This is a genomic window from Halococcus salifodinae DSM 8989, from assembly GCF_000336935.1.
Lineage (GTDB): Archaea > Halobacteriota > Halobacteria > Halobacteriales > Halococcaceae > Halococcus > Halococcus salifodinae.
This window is the reverse complement of record NZ_AOME01000070.1, coordinates 216,615-233,412: the sequence shown is the minus strand read 5'-3', so window position 1 is coordinate 233,412 and position 16,798 is coordinate 216,615. Positions and strand designations below refer to the sequence as shown.

The window sequence follows — 16,798 nt, the reverse complement described above, 5'->3', positions numbered from 1 at the left end:
GTGGCTCCATCGCGTACCAGAAGGCGATGACCGACACCGCCGTTGTCTGGTTCCGGACCGATCTCCGGACCCACGACAACGAGGCACTCGTCCGCGCCGTCGACGAGTATGATACTGTGCTCCCGGTGTACTGCTTCGACCCGCGCGAGTTCGACGAGACGATGTTCGATCTCCCGAAGACCGGCCCCTACCGAGCGCGATTCCTCGTCGATAGCGTCCGTGACCTCCGAAGATCGCTGCGCCAGGCGGGCGGTGACCTCCTCGTTCGACAGGGAAAGACCGAGAACGTCGTTCCGCAACTCGCTGCCGAACACGGGGCCGACATCGTCCACTACCACACGACGCCAGCGACCGAGGAGCGCGCCATCGAGAACGGTGTGACCGACGGGCTCGACGAGCACGGAATCGATAGTCGTGACTTCTGGGGCAAGACGCTGTATCACGTCGAGGACCTCCCGACTCGCGTCGAACGGATCGACGACACGTTCACGCCGTGGCGACAGACCGTCGAGGACGGTGCGACGGTGCGCGATCCCCTCGATGCCCCCACGTCGATCGTCCTTCCAGAGAGCGCTGGCGACGAACCGGGCACGATCCCGACGCCAGGTGACCTTGGGATCGAGGAACGCGAACCGGACGATCGGGCGGCGATCGAGTTCGTCGGCGGCGAGTCGGCTGGGCTCCGGCGGCTGACGGAGTACGTCTGGGAGGGTGATCACCTGCGCGAGTACAAAGAGACCCGGAACGGACTCCTGGGTGCTGACTACTCCTCGAAGTTCTCGGCGTGGCTCGCGGTCGGCTGTCTCTCGCCCAGGCTGATCCACGAGCACGTCGAGCGGTACGAGCGCGAACGAGTTGCCAACGACTCGACGTACTGGCTCGTTTTCGAACTCCTCTGGCGCGATTTCATGACGTTCCAGTTCGAAAAGCACGGTGCCGATTTCTTCACGTCGACGGGGATTCGGGACGTCACGAAGGAGTGGCGACACGACGAGACGGCCTTCGAGCGGTGGGCAGCCGGCGACACAGGGGTTCCGTTCGTCGACGCCAACATGCGCGAACTCAACGAGACAGGGTTCATGTCGAACCGTGGCCGCCAGAACGTCGCGAGCTTCCTCGCCGACGCGCTCGGGATCGACTGGCGGAAAGGGGCGGCGTACTTCGAGTCGCGACTCGTCGACTACGACGTGTGCTCGAACTGGGGGAACTGGGCGTACCAGGCGGGCGTCGGCAACGACTCGCGCGACGGCTACTTCGACGTGCTCGGCCAGGGCGAGCGCTACGACTCGAATGCGGCGTACATCAGACACTGGTTGCCCGAACTCGACGCGCTCCCTGCCGACGCCTGTCACGAACCCTGGAAACTTTCGTCGGTCCAACAAGAAATGTACGGCGTCCAGCTCGGCGAGGACTACCCGGAGCCGATGATCAGCGTTGAAGCGGTGTACGACCGGCTGGACGGCTGATTCCGTTTTGCGAGCGCGGCTGGCAGCCCGTCAGTCGTCGACTGCGGCGTCCGCGTCCGGAGCGTCCGGCGTGCCCGTCCGCCCGTGCTGTCCGGTGAGGTCGGTCGAGCGCCACCCGCCGCGGCGGAACCACAGGTACGCGATCGCCGCGCCGGCGACGTTCGAGATCGCAAACGAGAGCCAGATGCCCGGCGTGCCGAGCGGGTCGGCGACGAGCCACGCGAACGGGACCCGGATCACCCCGAGCATCAGGATCGAGATCGCGGCGGCGACGGTAGTCTGACCGGTGCCGCGGAAGCCTCCGGTGTAGGCGTACATGATCCCGATGAACCCGAACGTCGGCGCGACGTAGCGGAGGAATCGCGCGCCGATGTCGATCACTGCCGCGTCGGACGTGAACACCGCCACGATCGGGTCGGCCGCGATCCACGAGACGATCCCGAGAACGGTGAGACCGACGAACATCGCTTTCGCTGCGAGGCGGTTGGTCTGTGCAGCGCGGTCCGGCTTGCCAGCACCCACGTTCTGGCCCGTCATCGTCTCGACGCCCTGCGAGAGCGCGATCGCGGGCAGGAACACGACCGAGAACACCCGTGTCCCGATGCCGTAGGCGGCGACCACCGACGTCGAGAACGTCGCGATGATCACCAGCATCAGGTTGATCGAGATCGCCCGGCCGGTCCCCTCGATCGACGCCGGGATACCGATCCGGAAGAGCGTCTTGGCGAACTCCGGATCGGGAACCATATCGCGGAGATTGATCGTCACGCCGCGCGAGCCACGGACCATGATCGCGAACCCGACGACGAACGCGATCGCGCGTGAGAACACCGTCGCGATCGCCGCGCCCTCGACGCCGAGCTCGGGGACCGGCCCCCAGCCGAGGATCAAGATCGGATCGATCGCGACGTTGAGCACGACCGTCCCGGCCATCACGAGCATCGGCGTGATCGTGTCGCCGTAGCCTCTCATCAGCGAGACGAACATGAAGAAGCCGAACACGAACACGAGCCCCAACGCGTAGACCCGCATGTACTCGGTCACGAGCACCGCGACGGCGGGCGACGCACCGAGCAGCCGGACGAACTCGTCGACGAACGGGTAGCTGAGCAGCCCCAGCACGATCGAGCCGATGATCGCGATCGAGACCGTCTGGGAGGCGGCGTAGGCGGCGCGCTCCTCGTTGCCAGCGCCGGTATGCTGGGCAACGAGAACGCTGCCGGCGACCGAGAGCCCGAGCGCGAGCGAGATGAGAAAGAAGACCATCGGGAACGCGAAACTGATCGCCGCGAGCGCGTCCGTGCTGTACTGGCCGAGCCAGAACGTATCAGCGAGGTTGTAGGCGGTCTGGAGCAGGTTCGTGATCACGAGCGGCAGCGAGAGGTAAAAGAGGGGTTTCGCGATGCCGCCGGACGTGAGATCGAACTCCTCGCGCGACTTGAACACGCTTGCGAGCCGTTCCCGAATCCTCATTCGGCGGCGACCTCCCAGCCGTTAGCGAGTAACTGACTCCGGACGTACTCGACGAACAGCTCCTGGGTGACGTCGGCCGACTGTCCCTCGGTCACCCAGCGGACGTGCGCGCCATTGAACAGCGTCACGAGGAAGGTCGCGACCCGGTCGGGATCGACGTCGCGGAAGACGCCCTGCTCGATCCCCTCGGTCACGATTGCCCGGCACTGGTCGTGGACGAACGCGTCGAACTCCGCGATCCGCTCGCCGAACGCGTCGTCGTAGGGGACCTGGGCCTTGATCGCGAGGATCGCGGTCTGGAACGCGCGCTGGTCGTCACGCTCCGGCGGCGTCAGCGCTCTATCGATGAACGCCACGAGCCGCGCCGCGGGATCGTCGTCATCCGGAGCCCGGAGTCGGTCGGTGAAGTCCTCGTAGAGTGCGGCGAGAAAGGCGAGCAGGAGGTCCTGCTTGGTGTCGTAGTGGTAATGAAGCGCGGCCTTGCTTTTGCTCGACTCGTCCGCGATGTCCTGCATCGTGAGATCCGCATAGCCGTGTTTGCAGAGCGCGGCGTAGGTCGCACGAATGAGTTCGTCGGTCATTGTTCGTTGCTGCTAACTGGCCAGTCAGTCAAGTAAGGGTTTCGGAACATGTCGGTTCGCGAGAATCGGACGTTCTGATCGTCACGCTCGTGGCCACGGACAGTCGTTCGGGATGGTCGTGACTACCGTGGTGAGCTTCGTGAAAACGGATGTAAGTCGTTTCGTCGTTCGTGCGACCGCCGGCCGACTTACTGTCGGGTGAGGTTGGTCGCTCGGGGTCCTTTGTCTGCCTGTTCGATGTCGAATTCGACTTCGGTGTCCTCTTCGAGATCCGGGCCGCCGATATCTTCCATGTGGAAGAAGACGTCCTCCTCGGAGTCCTCAGAGTCGATGAAACCGTAGCCGCCAGTGTCGTTGAAGAAGTCGACCGTACCTGTTGCCATTGCAAATAGACACAACCCCCGTTCGGTAATAAGCGTTCCGCGAGGGGCGATATCATGGACCTCCAGACGCATTCTCTATCGAAGAGCCTCGTGCGTTGACCGTCGGCTAGTCGACAGTAGCGACCGCTTTCCGGACCTGTTATAGAACAGTCTCCGCAAAATTCGGCCGAAGAACGCTCCGTCTGGGATTTGAACCCAGGTCGTGGGCTCGAAAGGCCCGCATGATTGGCCGGACTACACCAACGGAGCTAGCTACGGTCTTTCGTTTCCGATACCCGAGTTTAAGCGTTCCGTTCCGGATCTACTTCCCTTCGAACTCGGGCTCGCCGTCACCCATGAACGCCGTGACGCCCTCCATGAGGTCGTCGGTGTTGACGAGGTGACCGAACGCCTGGGACTCGATTTCGAGGCCTGCGTCGGTGTCCTCCCAGCCACGAAGCATGGCGCGTTTCGTGAACTTCTGGGCGATCGGCGGACCGGCAGCGAGGTCCGCGGCCTGCTCGAACGCCGCGGATTCGAGGTCCCCGTCGACGACCTCGTTTACGAACCCGAACTCCGCCATCTCGCTCGCCTCGTAGCGCTCGGCGGTCAGAATGATCTCCTTCGCGCGGCCCATCCCCACGATCTGCTGGAGGCGCTGGGTGCCGCCCCAGCCCGGGAGGAGCCCGAGGTCGAGTTCGGGCTGACCGAACTCCGTGCGCTCGGTCGCGATCCGGAGGTCGGCACACGTCGCGAGCTCCATCCCGCCGCCGAGACAGTAGCCGTCGATCCCCGCCACGACCGGCATGTCGCACTCTTGGAGCTTGCCGAACGTCTGCTGGCCCTTTCGCGAGAGTTCGATCGCGTCGAGCGGGGCAGCGCTCGCGGCCATCGACTGGACGTCCGCGCCCGCCGAAAAGGCCTGATCGCCCGCGCCGACGATCAGGAGTGCGCGCACGTCGTCGTCGGCTTCTAACTGATCGATCGCGGTCCCGAGCTCGTCGAGCAGGTCGAGGTTGATCGTGTTCATCCGGTGGGTCCGATCGAGCGCGATCCTCCCGACCTGCTCGCCGGGGTAGCTGACCTCGATGTTCTCGAAGGCGACCTCCCCCGTGTCGCCGTCACCGTTGCGGTCGTAGAACCCGCCCGATTCGGCGGCCTCGGCGAGGTAGTCGGCGGGTTCGTACCGCGCTGCGCCGGTCTCGCCGTGGAGGTCGTCGAGCGTGGCGTGGAGATCCTCGAGCCCGCGTTCGTCCGCGAGCTTCGCCGGCCCGCTCGGGAAACCCGCGCCGAGCATTACGGCCTCGTCGATGTCGCTTGCCGGCGCGACGTCGCCACCGATGAGCTTCGCGACCTCGTTCGCCATCACCGCCAGGAGTCGGGATTCGATCGCCTCGCTGCCGGCATCAGTCGGAATATCGGCCCCCTCACCGTCTTCGTAGTCGTAGAATCCGGTTCCGGTTTTCTTGCCGAGTTCGTCGTTCTCGACCTTCTCGGCGAGCAGCGGACTCGGCTCGTAGGCCCCGCCCAGCGTCTCGTGCATGTATTCGAGGACGTGATAGCCCACGTCGATCCCGACTTGGTCCGCGAGTTCGAAGCTCCCCATCGGGAGGCCCATATCGAACTTGGTCGCGCTGTCGACTTCGGCGATCGTGGCGACGTCCTCCTCGACCAGCCACGCGGCCTCGTTCATCAGCGGCACGAGAACTCTGTTGACGATGAACCCCGGACTGTCCTTCCGGACGCGCACGGGTGTCTTGCCGAACCCCTCGGCGAGCGCCTCGACGGTGTCGAGGGTCTCGTCGGCGGTTTCGGCCCCGGCGATCACCTCGACGAGCTGCATTCTCACAGGAGGATTGAAGAAGTGCATCCCGCAGAACCGTTCGGGTCGGTCGGTGACCTCCGCGAGGTCGGTGATCGAGAGCGAGGAAGTGTTCGTGACGAACAGCGCCTCGTCGGGGGCGTGCTCCTCGACTTCCCGATAGACGTCCTGTTTGATGTCCATCTTCTCGGGGACGACCTCGATCACGAAGTCCACCTCGGAGACCGCGTCTTCGAGCTCGACCACCGGCGTCACGCGATCGAGCGCGGCGTCGGCCTCCTCCTCGCTCAGCTGGTCGCGCTCTTCGAGCTTGCCGAGGCTCCACTCGATGTCGTCGTAGCCGCTTTCAACCAACTCCTCGTTGATGTCACGCAGCCTGACTTCGTAGCCCGCGAGCGCCGCGACCTCGGCGATGCCGTGTCCCATGTTCCCCGCGCCCAGCACCGCGATGGTTTCGATGTCCTCGGCGTTCATGACTCACTAGTCGGTCTCGCCCGCGTGGTTTCAACGTTTCCCTCCCGTAGCTTCGCCATGGAACGACGCTGCTGATCGCCGCCCCGATCGCCGAGTTTAGAAACCCCTCGTGAGTTTATTTCTGGGTACGAAGCTACTTGTCGCCGGAGTCTGTAATGACCGATCATGGACTATGCGCTTTCCGAGGAGCAACGACAGATCCGCGACGAGGTCCGACGGTTCGCCGAAAACGAGATCGCACCGATCGCGGGTGAGTACGACCGCGAGGAGAAGTATCCCCACGACCTGATCGAGACCGCCGCCGAGATGGGGATGCTCGGCGCGAGCATCCCGGTCGAGTACGGCGGCGCGGGCTACTCCACCCTCGAAACCGCTCTCGTCATCGAGGAGCTGTTCGCGGTCGATCCAGGGATCGGCCTCTGTGTGTCGAGCACCGGGTTCGGCAGCGAGGCGATCCGGGAGTTCGGCACCGACGAGCAGAAAGAGGAGTACCTGCGGCCGCTCGCGAACGGCGAGGCGATCATGGGCGCAGCGATCTCCGAACCCGACACCGGCTCGGACGTCTCCTCGGTCTCGACCCGCGCGGAGAAGGAGGGCGACGAGTGGGTGATCGACGGCAACAAGATGTGGATTACGAACGGCTCGGTCGGCGATTTCTTCGTCGTGCTCTGTAAGACCGATCCCGACGCCGAGGGCCGTTATAATGGTTTCAGCCAGATCATCGTCGAGGCTGATCGGGACGGGTTCACCGCCGAGAAGATCACCGGCAAGCTCGGGATTCGGGCATCGGACACCGCCGAACTCCTCCTCGACGGGGTTCGCGTCCCCGAAGAGAACCTTCTGGGTACTCGCGGCGCGGGCTTCCTCCAGCAGATGCAGTTCTTCGACGAGACCCGGACTGGGGTGGCCGCCCAGGGCGTCGGCATCGCCAAGGGCGCACTGGAGCGGGCACTCGATTATGCCCAGGAGCGCGAGCAGTTCGGTCGGCCGATCGGCGATTTCCAGGCGATTCAGCACAAGCTCGCCGACATGCACACCACGACCGAGGCCGCCCGCCAGCTCACCTACAAGTCGGCGTGGAGCGTCGAAAACACCGACGAGCAGCTCACCACGCTCGCCTCGATGGCGAAGGAGTTCGCCTCGAAGGTCGCGGTCGACGTCGCCGACGAGGCCGTCCAGATTCACGGTGGGTCGGGCTACGTCGACGACTTCGATGTCGAACGGTTCTACCGGGACGCCAAGATCACCCAGATCTACGAGGGTACGAGCGAGATCCAGAAGAACGTGATCGCGCGCGAACTCCTCGGCAAAGGGTTCTAACCCCACCGTTCCTCGTCGCGGGTGTGCTCGTCGCTACTCGATCGGTGTTTACGTGCCAGCCTCCAACCCACCGGCGATGAGACACGGAGGTGCTCGGGACGAACCACGAGAACGGGCCGTGACCGCCGTCGGAACCGATGCCACGACGTCACGTCGGGCGACCGGCGGTGATATGACGAAAGTACAGTCCGAGACGGGCGATCACCGATGACGACGGTGCTCGATGCAGTCATGACCGTCCACACCGTCTTTGCTGCCCTCTGGACCGGTGGTACGCTCGTGATCGCCGGGATGGTGGTCCCCGCAGCGCGCCGGGAGCTGCTCGGCGAGAAGGCAGTCTCGCTCATCACCCGGCGATTCGGGTATCTCACGATCGCCTCGGTGCTCCTCTTGCTGTTCTCGGGTGGGCACCTCGCCGGCACGCTGTACACCGCCGAGTCGCTCACGTCGACAGGGCGTGGCCATCTCGTCCTGTCGATGGTGGGGCTGTGGCTCGTCCTCGCGATCGTACTGGTCGTCGGATTTCGTCGGCTCAATCCGTCCTCCGGGTCGTCGGCCGCGACCGCGGCGACGGCGGCGCGGCCGTGGTTTCTCGTCGCGAGCGTCGTCTCGCTCGCGCTGCTCGTCGTTGCCGGACTGCTGTGAGGTGACGAACGGAAAACTGCGACGGTGAGCGAGGCGCACACGAGTGCGCCCGGCGCTGTTTCGTTGGCCGACGCCGCTCGGGACAGACCCAGATCGACGAACAACGCCATCGTCAAACGCACCGCGGACGAGGGATCGGTATGGACGAACTCAGGGAGGATCCGGTGATGGCCGAGTTGATCGACGAGCACGGACCGCTCGAACTCGAACCCGCCGACAACGAATTCCGGCGACTCGTGGTCACCATCATCAACCAATCGATTTCGACGGCCTCGGCGGCCGCCGTACGCGAGCGCGTGTTCGATCTGCTGGAGGAGGTCACCCCCGAAACGGTGCTGGAAGCCGACGAAGAAGCCCTCCGAGACGCCGGTCTCGGCGAGGCGAAGACCGAGTACGTCAGAAACGCGGCGCGGGCGTTTCAGGAACGCGATCTCACCCGAGCGGGCCTCGCGGACGAGAGCGACGAGGCGGTGATCGACCACCTCACCGAAATCCGTGGTATCGGGGCGTGGACCGGCCGGATGTATCTGATCTTCGTCCTCGGCCGAGAGGACGTGTTCCCGATCGGCGATCTCGCGGTGCGCCGCGGAATCGAATCCCTGTACGGTGAGATGACCCGCGAGGAGATGCACGAACTCGCCGAACGGTGGCGACCGTACCGATCGATCGCCACTCGCTACCTCTGGGCACACTACGAATCCTGATCGGCCGATAGGTTTTTTACTCCGACAATCAAACGAACACATCCCGGCTGACCCGCCACCACCCAGTCGGGACGTGGGAGGTGCGATGATCGTCTGTCCGTCCCCTCCTGCGTTTGCGTCGCTTTCTGCGGTGCAGCGACCCTCGACGATCCCATTGCTTCGACACAGTCTCGCCAGTTGCTGACGTCAGCTTCATCGGAAGGAGCGGTGGCACTACTCTTCGAGACGCTCCGCCTCCTCTCTTGGGTCATCGTCGCTGTCGGCGCGCCGCCTGACGTCGACCTGGTAGTGTTGGAGGATGTCCCGACCCAGCAGGAGCGGGTAGCTCATGTGGCTCCGGTCCTCGACGCTTGCGGTCACGGTGTGCTGGGTGCCGCCGATTCCTACCACGAGGTCGACGACCGGCCGTGCCTTCCCGGATTTCGAACTTCCCGACCTGACGCGGGTCATGCTCTTGATCGGGCCAGCACCGATCTCGGCCGCGAGCGAGGTATCGATACTGGTCCGGGTCGCACCGGTGTCGGATTTGGCGAGCGTCGACCGCGAGCCGCTGGTGCCGCTCACTACCACGTCCTCGATGTAGCCGATCAGCGGGGTCTGGCCGGGTGCGGGCCGCTCGGGACGGGGCATACTGGACGGTGTGGAGTCGTCGAGCGTCGTCGAGATCTCCGCCACACGGTCGTCGTCGACCTCTCCGCCGACCCGCTCGATAGCGAGCTTCGCGATGTAGGGTGCGGGACTCTTCCCCGTGGCCTCGTAGAGCCCCTTGAATCCCGCCGTCGGGTTCATTTCGAGGACGTGCCAGCCATCCGTTCCTTCGATGAGATCGACGCCCACGTAATCGAGATCCATCACGTCGGCGGCGTAGAGCGCGGTTTCTCTGGCCTCGTCGGGAATTTCGTCGGTGACGTTCTCGACTGCCCCACCGAGCGCGACGTTGGTTCGCCAGTCGCCCTCGGGTGCGTACCGGTGCATCGCGCCGACCATCCGGTCGTCGACGACGTACACCCGGAGGTCGCGGTGTTCGGTCGCGTCGCGCTCGATGAGTTCCTGAAGGAACGCCTGACGATTACCGACTTTGGGGTTCACGGGCTCGTCGAGATCGACTTTCCACGTCCCGCCGCCGTGGGTGCCGATCGCGGTCTTGTACACCCCGACGTCGCCGAACTGCTCGCGGCCACGATTTAGCCGATCGTTCGAGAGCGCGAGCAGCGCGTCCGGCACTCTCACGTTCCAGTCGGCGAGTCGTGCGGCGGTCGCGAACTTGTGGATCGCGGTGAGGGTCGGTCCCGGACGGTTGAGCATCGGGCGGATGCGTTCGAACGTCGCCGCCAATCCTAAGCCCTCGGCGGGCTCCTCGGTGTTCGAGAGCAGGAGTCGGTTCGCGACCACGTCGACTTCGGGCTCGACGCCGACCTCACTGTCGCGGATCGAAACCGCGGTGTTCTCCCGCCGGAGCCACACCGGCGTGTGTCCGAGGTCCTCGACCGCGTTCAGGATGGCCTTCGTCTCCTTGCTGTTGTGGAGGCTCAACACTCCCACCCGGACTGGGTCGTCGGCGTTCGTCATGGCGTTCGGTCGATGGCTCGGGACAAAGCTGTGGCGCTTGTATATGACGAACGACTCGCGAATCCCCGGCGGGGACGCGAGGGTTTTATTCTCGGCTTGCCGAACGGGGGTGATGAGTCACGAGGGGGCCTTCACGTACGACGGCGGGAAGGTCGCGCCTGGCGAAACCCAGAACGTCAGATACGGTATCAGCGAGACCTACATGGGCGATCCGGTCCGGATTCCGGTCACCGTGGTCAACGGGGCGGAGCCGGGACCGACCGCGGTCCTCACTGCGGCGGCCCACGGCGACGAGCTCAACGGCATCGAGGTCGTCAGAACCGTGGCCCACGAGTGGGATCACACCGATCTCCACGGGACGTTGATCTGTCTCCCGGTGTTGAACGTCCCTGGCTTCCTCGCCCAGCAGCGGTATCTCCCGATCTACGACCGCGACCTCAATCGATCCTTTCCCGGAAACGAGACCGGAACCAGCGCCCGCCGGATGGCGAATCGGATCTTCGGGAACTTCGTCGAACCGGGCGATTTCGGGCTGGATTTCCACACCTCGACCCGGGGCCGGACCAACATGCTCCACGTCCGAGCCGACACCGAAACGGAGGGCGTCGAGCGGGTGGCGAAGGCGTTCGGTTCGAACGTCGTGATCGACGGGGCTGGTCCGGAAGGGACCCTGCGACGCGAGGCGTCCGAGCGGGGGACGTCCACGGTCACGATCGAGATGGGCGAGGCCCACCGGTTCCAGCGCGAGCTGATTGACCGCGCGCTCGCGGGCGTCGAGAGTGTGTTCGCGGAGTTCGGGCTGCGGCGGACGGACGCGGTCCGGTGGCCCGGTTGGCGCACCGTCATCGACGGCGCGTCCGAAAAGACGTGGCTCCGGGCCGACGTCGGGGGACTCGTCGATATGCACTACGACGGCGGCGACCTCGTCCGGGAGGGCGAATCGGTCTGTACGATCACCGATCCGTTCAAGACCGCAAGCGAAACCGTGACAGCGCCGTTCACGGGACTGCTGGTCGGCGTGCTCGAGAACCCGCTCGTGTATCCAGGCAACCCGGTGTGTCATCTCGTCGAACTCGACGCCTCGACCCGGCGCGCGCTGGAGCGCGAGCAGTCGAGTCAGGAGAACCGCGCCGGCTGACGGCCCGAACAGTCCACCCAGCAGAGAGAAGCGTCGATCCGACGACGGCACGTGCGTCCGGGTACGTAACGACTATACCGGATCGGTCCTACGCTCCGATACATGAGTCAGTCGTACGAGCGGGGTCTCGTCGAGGACTTCGGTCGGTGGCGGGAGTTCTCGGCCGGGATGTGGGCGTGGATATTTCACAAGTTCACCGGCTGGGTGCTGATCGGCTACCTGTTCACCCACATCGCAGTCCTGAGCACGGCGATTTCGGGCGCATCGGTGTACAACCAGACGCTCGGGGGACTCGAAGCACTCCTGCTCGTTCGCATTCTCGAAGTCGGCCTGCTCGCGGTCGCGGTCTTTCACATCCTCAACGGGATCCGGCTGCTGTTCGTGGATCTCGGTGTGGGCCTCGAATCCCAGGACAAGAGCTTCTACGCATCGCTCGTCATCACTGGCGCGATCGCCATCGCAAGCGTTCCGACGTTCCTCACGGGGGCCTTTTAGATGGCCGAACGCTACTCCTCGTTCGACCGGCGCGGCTGGCGGTGGTTCGCCCAGCGCGTGACCGCGGCGTTCCTGATCGTGGTGCTCGCCTTCCACTTCATGCTGCTGCACTTCGTGAACCACGCCTACGAGATCACCCTCGCCGGGACGACCGCGCGGATGAGCCAGGTCGGCTACTTCGCCACGATGGTGCTCTTCCTCGTGACCGCAACGTTCCACGGCGTCAACGGCGTCTACAACGCCCTCGTGAACCAGGGCCTCGGCGGCACCCAGAAAAAAGCCGTGGCGGCGGTGCTCGTCACCGCGAGCGTCCTCCTCGTCGTCCAAGGCATCCGTGTCGCGCTGGCGATGACCGGCATGGACGTGAGTTTCTAACCCACAATGAGCACGCAAATCCCGCAACAAGAGACCGAAAGCGAGACCGAGCCCGAAACCGAACCCACCGAGGAGACCGCCCAGGATCGGCGGCTCGAACGCAAACGCGCCGACGAGGCCGAGCGTCAGGAGCGTGCCGAGGCGGCCGCGGGCGAAGACGAGGATCGAATAACCCTCAAGGTGTTCCGGTACGATCCGGAGGTCGAGGCCAAGCGAGAGCCGCGGTTCGACGACTTCCAGATCCCCTTCGAGCAGGGGATGACGGTGCTCGACGCGCTGATGTACGCGCGCGATCACTACGACTCCTCGCTCACCTTCCGGCACTCGTGTCGCCAGGCAGTCTGTGGTTCGGACGCCCTGTTCATCAACGGCTCACAGCGACTGGGATGTCAGACCCAGGTCGGGGACCTCGACACTCCGGTGCGGGTCGAGCCATTGCCCCACCAGGAAGTCGAAAAGGACCTCGTGGTCGACATGGAGCACTTCTACGACCAGATGGAGGCGGTTGAGCCGTACTTCCAGGGCGACACCCCGGATGGCGAGGAACAGCGCCAGAGTCGGGAGAACCGCGAGAAGATCAAGATGAGCACGCGGTGTATCTGGTGTGGCGCGTGTCAGTCCTCGTGTAACATCGCGGCGGGCGACAACCAGTATCTCGGCCCGGCAGCGATCAACAAGGCCTACCGCTTCGCGATGGACGAGCGCGAGGAAGAAGAGATGAAACAACACCGGATGGACATCCTCGAACAGGAGCACGGCGTCTGGCGGTGTCAGACCCAGTTCTCGTGTACCGATGTCTGCCCGAAGGACATCCCCCTCACGGAGCACATCCAGGAGATGAAGCGCGAAGCGGTCAAGGATAACCTGAAGTTCTGGTAACCCACTTGAATACTTCGTCCGGTGTCCTCGCAAAAAGCTGAACTAAAAACGGCCGCTCGCTCACCCCCTCGGGGTTCGCTCGCGGTAGGACTGCTGGCACCTACCCTCCGGTACTATTTCAGTCGTTACGGTTACCTCAGTCTGAACGAGAAAGCCACTCAGACGTTCCTGAGTACGTTGCGCCGTTGCTTTCGGAGCTCTTTCTTGAACTCCCGAACGAGGCGACTCCGTTCTTTGGATGGAACGCCTTGCTTCCGGAGTTGCTTCTTGTACTCTCGGATTTGTCGCCGCTCCTGTTTCTTCATTTCCCGTCGCATCTGTGATTTGATTGATGCCATCTCGAACTCACCTCCCGCCCCCTTGTCGATGTGCAAGCTCTCGGTTACACCATCTTACGGACACGAATATAGATACAACATTTGCCGGTATAAGTCACATGATACCACGGTGTAAGTGAAACTGCTACTACCGCTCCGCACCGCAACCAGCCAGTTCGCCGTACTTCGCCAGCACCAGAAGGGAGCCTATCTTAGTGTTAGATTTAGTGTGGCCTTATAAGGTTTCAAACCGTCGCTCAGTCATGAACGAATCAGACGAGACAACTGAGACGATCGGCGAAAGCGCGATCTCCGGCAATCAGGCGTCGATCCCGGCGGCGATCCGCGATCGGGCCGACATCGAGGACGGTGACAGGGTCCGCTGGCGGTGGCGCGACGGCGAACTTTCGGTCGAAGTCGTCCGGCAGCGGGCGGGCGTGTTCGCGGAGTTCGAGGGCTTCGACGGCGAAAGCGAAACGCTCGATCACGACCGCACAGGCCTCGATTCCGCTGGCGAGTACAACGCCGGCGACGAGGCGTAGCGTGGCCCAGCACGCGCTCGTGGATACTAACGTGCTCTATGGTACGTTTCAGCAACGCGACCAGTTCCTCGGCGAGAGGGCCTCTCGATCGTGACAGCAGCGGACGCTCGCGATCTCCCGGTTTGCGTCGTGCTCGATTTCGTGCTCGCGGAGACGATGAACGCGCTCACGCAGGAACTCGCTCACGAGGAGACGACCGAGGCCCTCTCGATGGTTCGTGAGAGCACCGGATTCGAGATCCGACGATCGACCAACGAGGTCTGGACCACAGGTCTCGGCGTGTATGAAGGGTACGCTCATCTCTCACTCGTGGATGCGATACTCGTCGCGTACGCACGTGAAACCGACATTTCGTACATCTACTCGTTTGACGATGGATTCGATAGCATCGATGGCGTGCAACGGCTGAACACTAACACAAATCCGTATTCGGCCTGAAGGCGTCCGTCGAAAACCCGGAACCCTACGCCGGGCATGAACAGCCTCAAGTCTCGGTAGGTCGAACCGCGACCAAGAGATGCACGAACACGACGTCATCGTGGTCGGCGCGGGCGGTGCCGGCCTTCGCGCGGCGATCGCGGCACACGAGGAGGGCGCGGACGTCGCGCTCGTCTCGAAACTCCACCCCGTGCGGAGCCACACCGGGGCCGCCGAAGGCGGGATCAATGCTGCGCTTCGGGACGGCGACTCGTGGGAAGACCACGCCTACGACACGATGAAGGGCTCGGACTACCTCGGGGACGCCCCGGCGATCGAGACCCTCTGTCAACAGAGCCCGAGCGAGGTCATCCAGCTCGAACACTGGGGAATGGCATTCTCACGCGAGGACGACGGCCGGATGAGCCAGCGTCCGTTCGGCGGGCTTTCGTTCCCGCGGACGACCTACGCCGGCGCGGAGACGGGCCATCACCTGCTGCACACGATGTACGAGCAGGTCGTCAAACGAGGCATTCAGGTCTACGACGAGTGGTACGTCACCCAGCTCGCCGTCACCGACCACGACGACCCCGAGGACCGAAACTGCCACGGCGCGATCGCCTACGACGTTCAAACTGGGGAAGTCGAGGGGTTCAAAGCTCGGAACGGCGTGATCCTCGCGACCGGCGGGCCGGGCCAGGTCTACGACCACACCACCAACGCGGTCGCGAACACCGGCGACGGCCAGGCGATGGCCTACCGAGCGGGCGTCCCCCTCGAAGACATGGAGTTCGTCCAGTTCCACCCCACCACGCTGCCCTCCACCGGGGTCCTGATCACCGAGGGCGTCCGTGGCGAGGGTGGCATCCTCTACAACGAAGAGGGCGAGCGGTTCATGTTCGAGAGTGGGTACGCGAACAACGACGGGGAGCTCGCCTCGCGAGATGTCGTGGCCCGTGCCGAACTCACCGAGATCAACGAGGGCCGCGGGTTCGACGACGATCACGTGATGCTCGACATGCGCCACCTCGGCGAGGAGCGCATCACCGACCGGCTCGAAAACATCATCCACCTCGCGGAGGATTTCGAGGGCGTCAACCCGCTCGAAGAGCCGATGCCGGTCAAACCGGGCCAGCACTACGAGATGGGCGGGATCGAGGTCTCCGAGAACGGCGAAACCTGTATTTCGGGACTCTACGCCGCCGGCGAGTGCGCCTGCGTCTCGGTCCACGGCTCGAACCGGCTGGGCGGGAACGCACTCCCCGAACTCATCATCTTCGGGGCACGCGCGGGTCGCCACGCCGCGGGCAAGGAGATGGAGCCCGCCGAGATCGAGACCGGCCCCTCCGCAAGCATCGAGCACGCCGAGTACGACAGCCCGGTGTCGCCCGGTGCGCTCGATTCACCCGACGACGTCGCTGCCGACGGCGGTCGAGCGTCGGACGACGGAGAGTCGACCGCGACCGATGGGGGCGCAGCGCTGGTCGGAGTCGACGAGACCGTCGAGCGTGCGCTGGAAGCCGAGCAAGCACGCATCGAGCACCTGATGGAGAAAGACGAGGGTCGCCAGCACGCCGCGATCCGTGCCGATCTCCAGGAGGCGATGACCGAGAACGTCAACGTCTTCCGGAACGAAGAAGGCCTGAAACAGGCCCTCCGAGACATCCGCGCGGCGCGGGAGGCCTACGACGATGTCTACGTCGACGACCCCTCGCGCACGTTCAACACCGATCTCCAGCACACCATCGAGACCAGAAACCTGATCGACCTCGCCGAGGCCATCACCCTCTCGGCGCTCGCCCGCACCGAATTCCGGGGCGCACACTGGCGCGAGGGGTATCAGGACCGCAACGACGAGGAGTGGATCAAGCACTCGATGCTCGCGTGGGACGGCGGTGCGACAGACCTCTACTACAAACCGGTCATCCTCGAAGGCGAGGACAAGGAGTACGAGCCGAAGGTCCGCAGTTACTAGAACCCACTTTTTTACTGCGGGGGGATCGCGCTCGCTTCGCTCACGCGACCCCCCTTGCAAAAACCTGGGTCAAAAACACCCGCTCGCTCACTTCGTTCGCTCCCGGTACAACTGCTGGCGCTTCCCGCAACCGCACAGCACCGCCCGAGCCCTCAGCCGTTCGCTGCGCTCACGGCTTCGCCCTCGATCCACCGAGGCCCGCACCGCCACAGCACCGCCGCCGTCACCGCACCGCCGCGGTGGC

At 64.3% G+C, this 16,798-nt stretch carries 17 protein-coding genes and 1 tRNA gene; 11 read left to right on the top strand and 7 right to left on the bottom strand.

Annotated features, from left to right (window positions below; translation table 11 throughout):
- The first annotated feature begins 26 nt into the window (after positions 1-26).
- Complete coding sequence (locus C450_RS13800) at positions 27-1,466, top strand: DASH family cryptochrome (RefSeq protein WP_005044471.1); 1,440 nt, start codon at positions 27-29, stop codon at positions 1,464-1,466.
- Between the two features lie 30 nt (positions 1,467-1,496).
- Here the strand turns inward: C450_RS13800 and C450_RS13795 are convergent, their stop codons facing one another.
- The 5 genes from C450_RS13795 to C450_RS13775 all read right to left on the bottom strand — a co-directional run bounded on the left by C450_RS13795 (position 1,497) and on the right by C450_RS13775 (position 6,178).
- Positions 1,497-2,939, bottom strand: coding sequence for an MATE family efflux transporter (locus C450_RS13795; RefSeq protein ID WP_005044470.1), 1,443 nt, complete (start codon positions 2,937-2,939; stop codon positions 1,497-1,499).
- Positions 2,936-3,520, bottom strand: coding sequence for a TetR/AcrR family transcriptional regulator (locus C450_RS13790; RefSeq protein ID WP_005044469.1), 585 nt, complete (start codon positions 3,518-3,520; stop codon positions 2,936-2,938). The genes C450_RS13795 and C450_RS13790 overlap by 4 nt, the downstream gene beginning before the upstream one ends.
- A 188-nt stretch (positions 3,521-3,708) precedes the next feature.
- Complete coding sequence (locus tag C450_RS13785; RefSeq protein WP_005044468.1) at positions 3,709-3,903, bottom strand: cold-shock protein; 195 nt, start codon at positions 3,901-3,903, stop codon at positions 3,709-3,711.
- A gap of 174 nt (positions 3,904-4,077) precedes the next feature.
- Positions 4,078-4,152, bottom strand: a tRNA-Glu gene (locus C450_RS13780).
- Positions 4,153-4,204: 52 nt separating this feature from the next.
- Positions 4,205-6,178: a 3-hydroxyacyl-CoA dehydrogenase/enoyl-CoA hydratase family protein gene (locus C450_RS13775; protein WP_005044466.1), complete on the bottom strand. Its 1,974-nt coding sequence runs from the start codon at positions 6,176-6,178 to the stop codon at positions 4,205-4,207.
- 165 nt (positions 6,179-6,343) lie between these two features.
- On the opposite strand from C450_RS13775, the gene C450_RS13770 reads away from it, so the two are divergent.
- From C450_RS13770 to C450_RS13760, 3 genes are all read left to right on the top strand, one after another.
- Positions 6,344-7,498, top strand: a complete 1,155-nt coding sequence (locus tag C450_RS13770) for an acyl-CoA dehydrogenase family protein (RefSeq protein WP_005044464.1) — start codon at positions 6,344-6,346, stop codon at positions 7,496-7,498.
- A gap of 207 nt (positions 7,499-7,705) precedes the next feature.
- Positions 7,706-8,143, top strand: coding sequence for a CopD family protein (locus C450_RS13765; RefSeq protein ID WP_005044462.1), 438 nt, complete (start codon positions 7,706-7,708; stop codon positions 8,141-8,143).
- Positions 8,144-8,283: 140 nt separating this feature from the next.
- Complete coding sequence (locus C450_RS13760; protein WP_005044460.1) at positions 8,284-8,847, top strand: DNA-3-methyladenine glycosylase family protein; 564 nt, start codon at positions 8,284-8,286, stop codon at positions 8,845-8,847.
- A 213-nt stretch (positions 8,848-9,060) separates the two neighbouring features.
- Here C450_RS13760 and C450_RS13755 read toward each other — a convergent pair whose 3' ends face one another.
- Complete coding sequence (locus C450_RS13755) at positions 9,061-10,416, bottom strand: putative ATP-dependent zinc protease (RefSeq protein ID WP_005044458.1); 1,356 nt, start codon at positions 10,414-10,416, stop codon at positions 9,061-9,063.
- Between the two features lie 112 nt (positions 10,417-10,528).
- Between C450_RS13755 and C450_RS13750 the strand changes: the two genes are divergently transcribed.
- From C450_RS13750 to C450_RS13735, 4 genes are all read left to right on the top strand, one after another.
- The gene (locus C450_RS13750; RefSeq protein WP_005044457.1) at positions 10,529-11,554 is read left to right on the top strand and encodes a succinylglutamate desuccinylase/aspartoacylase family protein; all 1,026 of its coding nucleotides are present in this window, start codon (positions 10,529-10,531) and stop codon (positions 11,552-11,554) included.
- Between the two features lie 102 nt (positions 11,555-11,656).
- The gene (gene sdhC, locus C450_RS13745; RefSeq protein ID WP_005044455.1) at positions 11,657-12,049 is read left to right on the top strand and encodes a succinate dehydrogenase, cytochrome b556 subunit; all 393 of its coding nucleotides are present in this window, start codon (positions 11,657-11,659) and stop codon (positions 12,047-12,049) included.
- A complete protein-coding gene (locus C450_RS13740; RefSeq protein ID WP_005044453.1) occupies positions 12,050-12,424 on the top strand; it encodes a succinate dehydrogenase hydrophobic membrane anchor subunit in 375 nt (124 codons plus the stop codon).
- A 6-nt stretch (positions 12,425-12,430) separates the two neighbouring features.
- Positions 12,431-13,303 (top strand): succinate dehydrogenase/fumarate reductase iron-sulfur subunit, encoded by an 873-nt coding sequence (locus tag C450_RS13735; protein WP_005044452.1) that lies wholly within the window; start codon positions 12,431-12,433, stop codon positions 13,301-13,303.
- Positions 13,304-13,461: 158 nt separating this feature from the next.
- Here the strand turns inward: C450_RS13735 and C450_RS13730 are convergent, their stop codons facing one another.
- Positions 13,462-13,641, bottom strand: a complete 180-nt coding sequence (locus tag C450_RS13730; RefSeq protein WP_152424507.1) for a hypothetical protein — start codon at positions 13,639-13,641, stop codon at positions 13,462-13,464.
- Between the two features lie 242 nt (positions 13,642-13,883).
- Between C450_RS13730 and C450_RS13725 the strand changes: the two genes are divergently transcribed.
- The 3 genes from C450_RS13725 to C450_RS13715 all read left to right on the top strand — a co-directional run bounded on the left by C450_RS13725 (position 13,884) and on the right by C450_RS13715 (position 16,554).
- A complete protein-coding gene (locus C450_RS13725) occupies positions 13,884-14,162 on the top strand; it encodes an AbrB/MazE/SpoVT family DNA-binding domain-containing protein (RefSeq protein WP_005044447.1) in 279 nt (92 codons plus the stop codon).
- A 90-nt stretch (positions 14,163-14,252) separates the two neighbouring features.
- Positions 14,253-14,600, top strand: coding sequence for a type II toxin-antitoxin system VapC family toxin (locus C450_RS13720; RefSeq protein ID WP_005044446.1), 348 nt, complete (start codon positions 14,253-14,255; stop codon positions 14,598-14,600).
- Between the two features lie 79 nt (positions 14,601-14,679).
- Complete coding sequence (locus C450_RS13715; protein WP_005044444.1) at positions 14,680-16,554, top strand: FAD-binding protein; 1,875 nt, start codon at positions 14,680-14,682, stop codon at positions 16,552-16,554.
- The last annotated feature ends 244 nt before the right edge of the window (positions 16,555-16,798 follow it).

What these genes read in the sequence shown, in the direction of transcription:
- C450_RS13800 (WP_005044471.1), top strand. Translation starts at nt 27, where the DNA reads ATGACCGACACCGCCGTTGTCTGGTTCCGGACCGATCTCCGGACCCAC.
- C450_RS13795 (WP_005044470.1), bottom strand. Translation starts at nt 2,939, where the DNA reads ATGAGGATTCGGGAACGGCTCGCAAGCGTGTTCAAGTCGCGCGAGGAG.
- C450_RS13790 (WP_005044469.1), bottom strand. Translation starts at nt 3,520, where the DNA reads ATGACCGACGAACTCATTCGTGCGACCTACGCCGCGCTCTGCAAACAC.
- C450_RS13785 (WP_005044468.1), bottom strand. Translation starts at nt 3,903, where the DNA reads ATGGCAACAGGTACGGTCGACTTCTTCAACGACACTGGCGGCTACGGT.
- C450_RS13775 (WP_005044466.1), bottom strand. Translation starts at nt 6,178, where the DNA reads ATGAACGCCGAGGACATCGAAACCATCGCGGTGCTGGGCGCGGGGAAC.
- C450_RS13770 (WP_005044464.1), top strand. Translation starts at nt 6,344, where the DNA reads ATGGACTATGCGCTTTCCGAGGAGCAACGACAGATCCGCGACGAGGTC.
- C450_RS13765 (WP_005044462.1), top strand. Translation starts at nt 7,706, where the DNA reads ATGACGACGGTGCTCGATGCAGTCATGACCGTCCACACCGTCTTTGCT.
- C450_RS13760 (WP_005044460.1), top strand. Translation starts at nt 8,284, where the DNA reads ATGGACGAACTCAGGGAGGATCCGGTGATGGCCGAGTTGATCGACGAG.
- C450_RS13755 (WP_005044458.1), bottom strand. Translation starts at nt 10,416, where the DNA reads ATGACGAACGCCGACGACCCAGTCCGGGTGGGAGTGTTGAGCCTCCAC.
- C450_RS13750 (WP_005044457.1), top strand. Translation starts at nt 10,529, where the DNA reads ATGAGTCACGAGGGGGCCTTCACGTACGACGGCGGGAAGGTCGCGCCT.
- sdhC (WP_005044455.1), top strand. Translation starts at nt 11,657, where the DNA reads ATGAGTCAGTCGTACGAGCGGGGTCTCGTCGAGGACTTCGGTCGGTGG.
- C450_RS13740 (WP_005044453.1), top strand. Translation starts at nt 12,050, where the DNA reads ATGGCCGAACGCTACTCCTCGTTCGACCGGCGCGGCTGGCGGTGGTTC.
- C450_RS13735 (WP_005044452.1), top strand. Translation starts at nt 12,431, where the DNA reads ATGAGCACGCAAATCCCGCAACAAGAGACCGAAAGCGAGACCGAGCCC.
- C450_RS13730 (WP_152424507.1), bottom strand. Translation starts at nt 13,641, where the DNA reads ATGGCATCAATCAAATCACAGATGCGACGGGAAATGAAGAAACAGGAG.
- C450_RS13725 (WP_005044447.1), top strand. Translation starts at nt 13,884, where the DNA reads ATGAACGAATCAGACGAGACAACTGAGACGATCGGCGAAAGCGCGATC.
- C450_RS13715 (WP_005044444.1), top strand. Translation starts at nt 14,680, where the DNA reads ATGCACGAACACGACGTCATCGTGGTCGGCGCGGGCGGTGCCGGCCTT.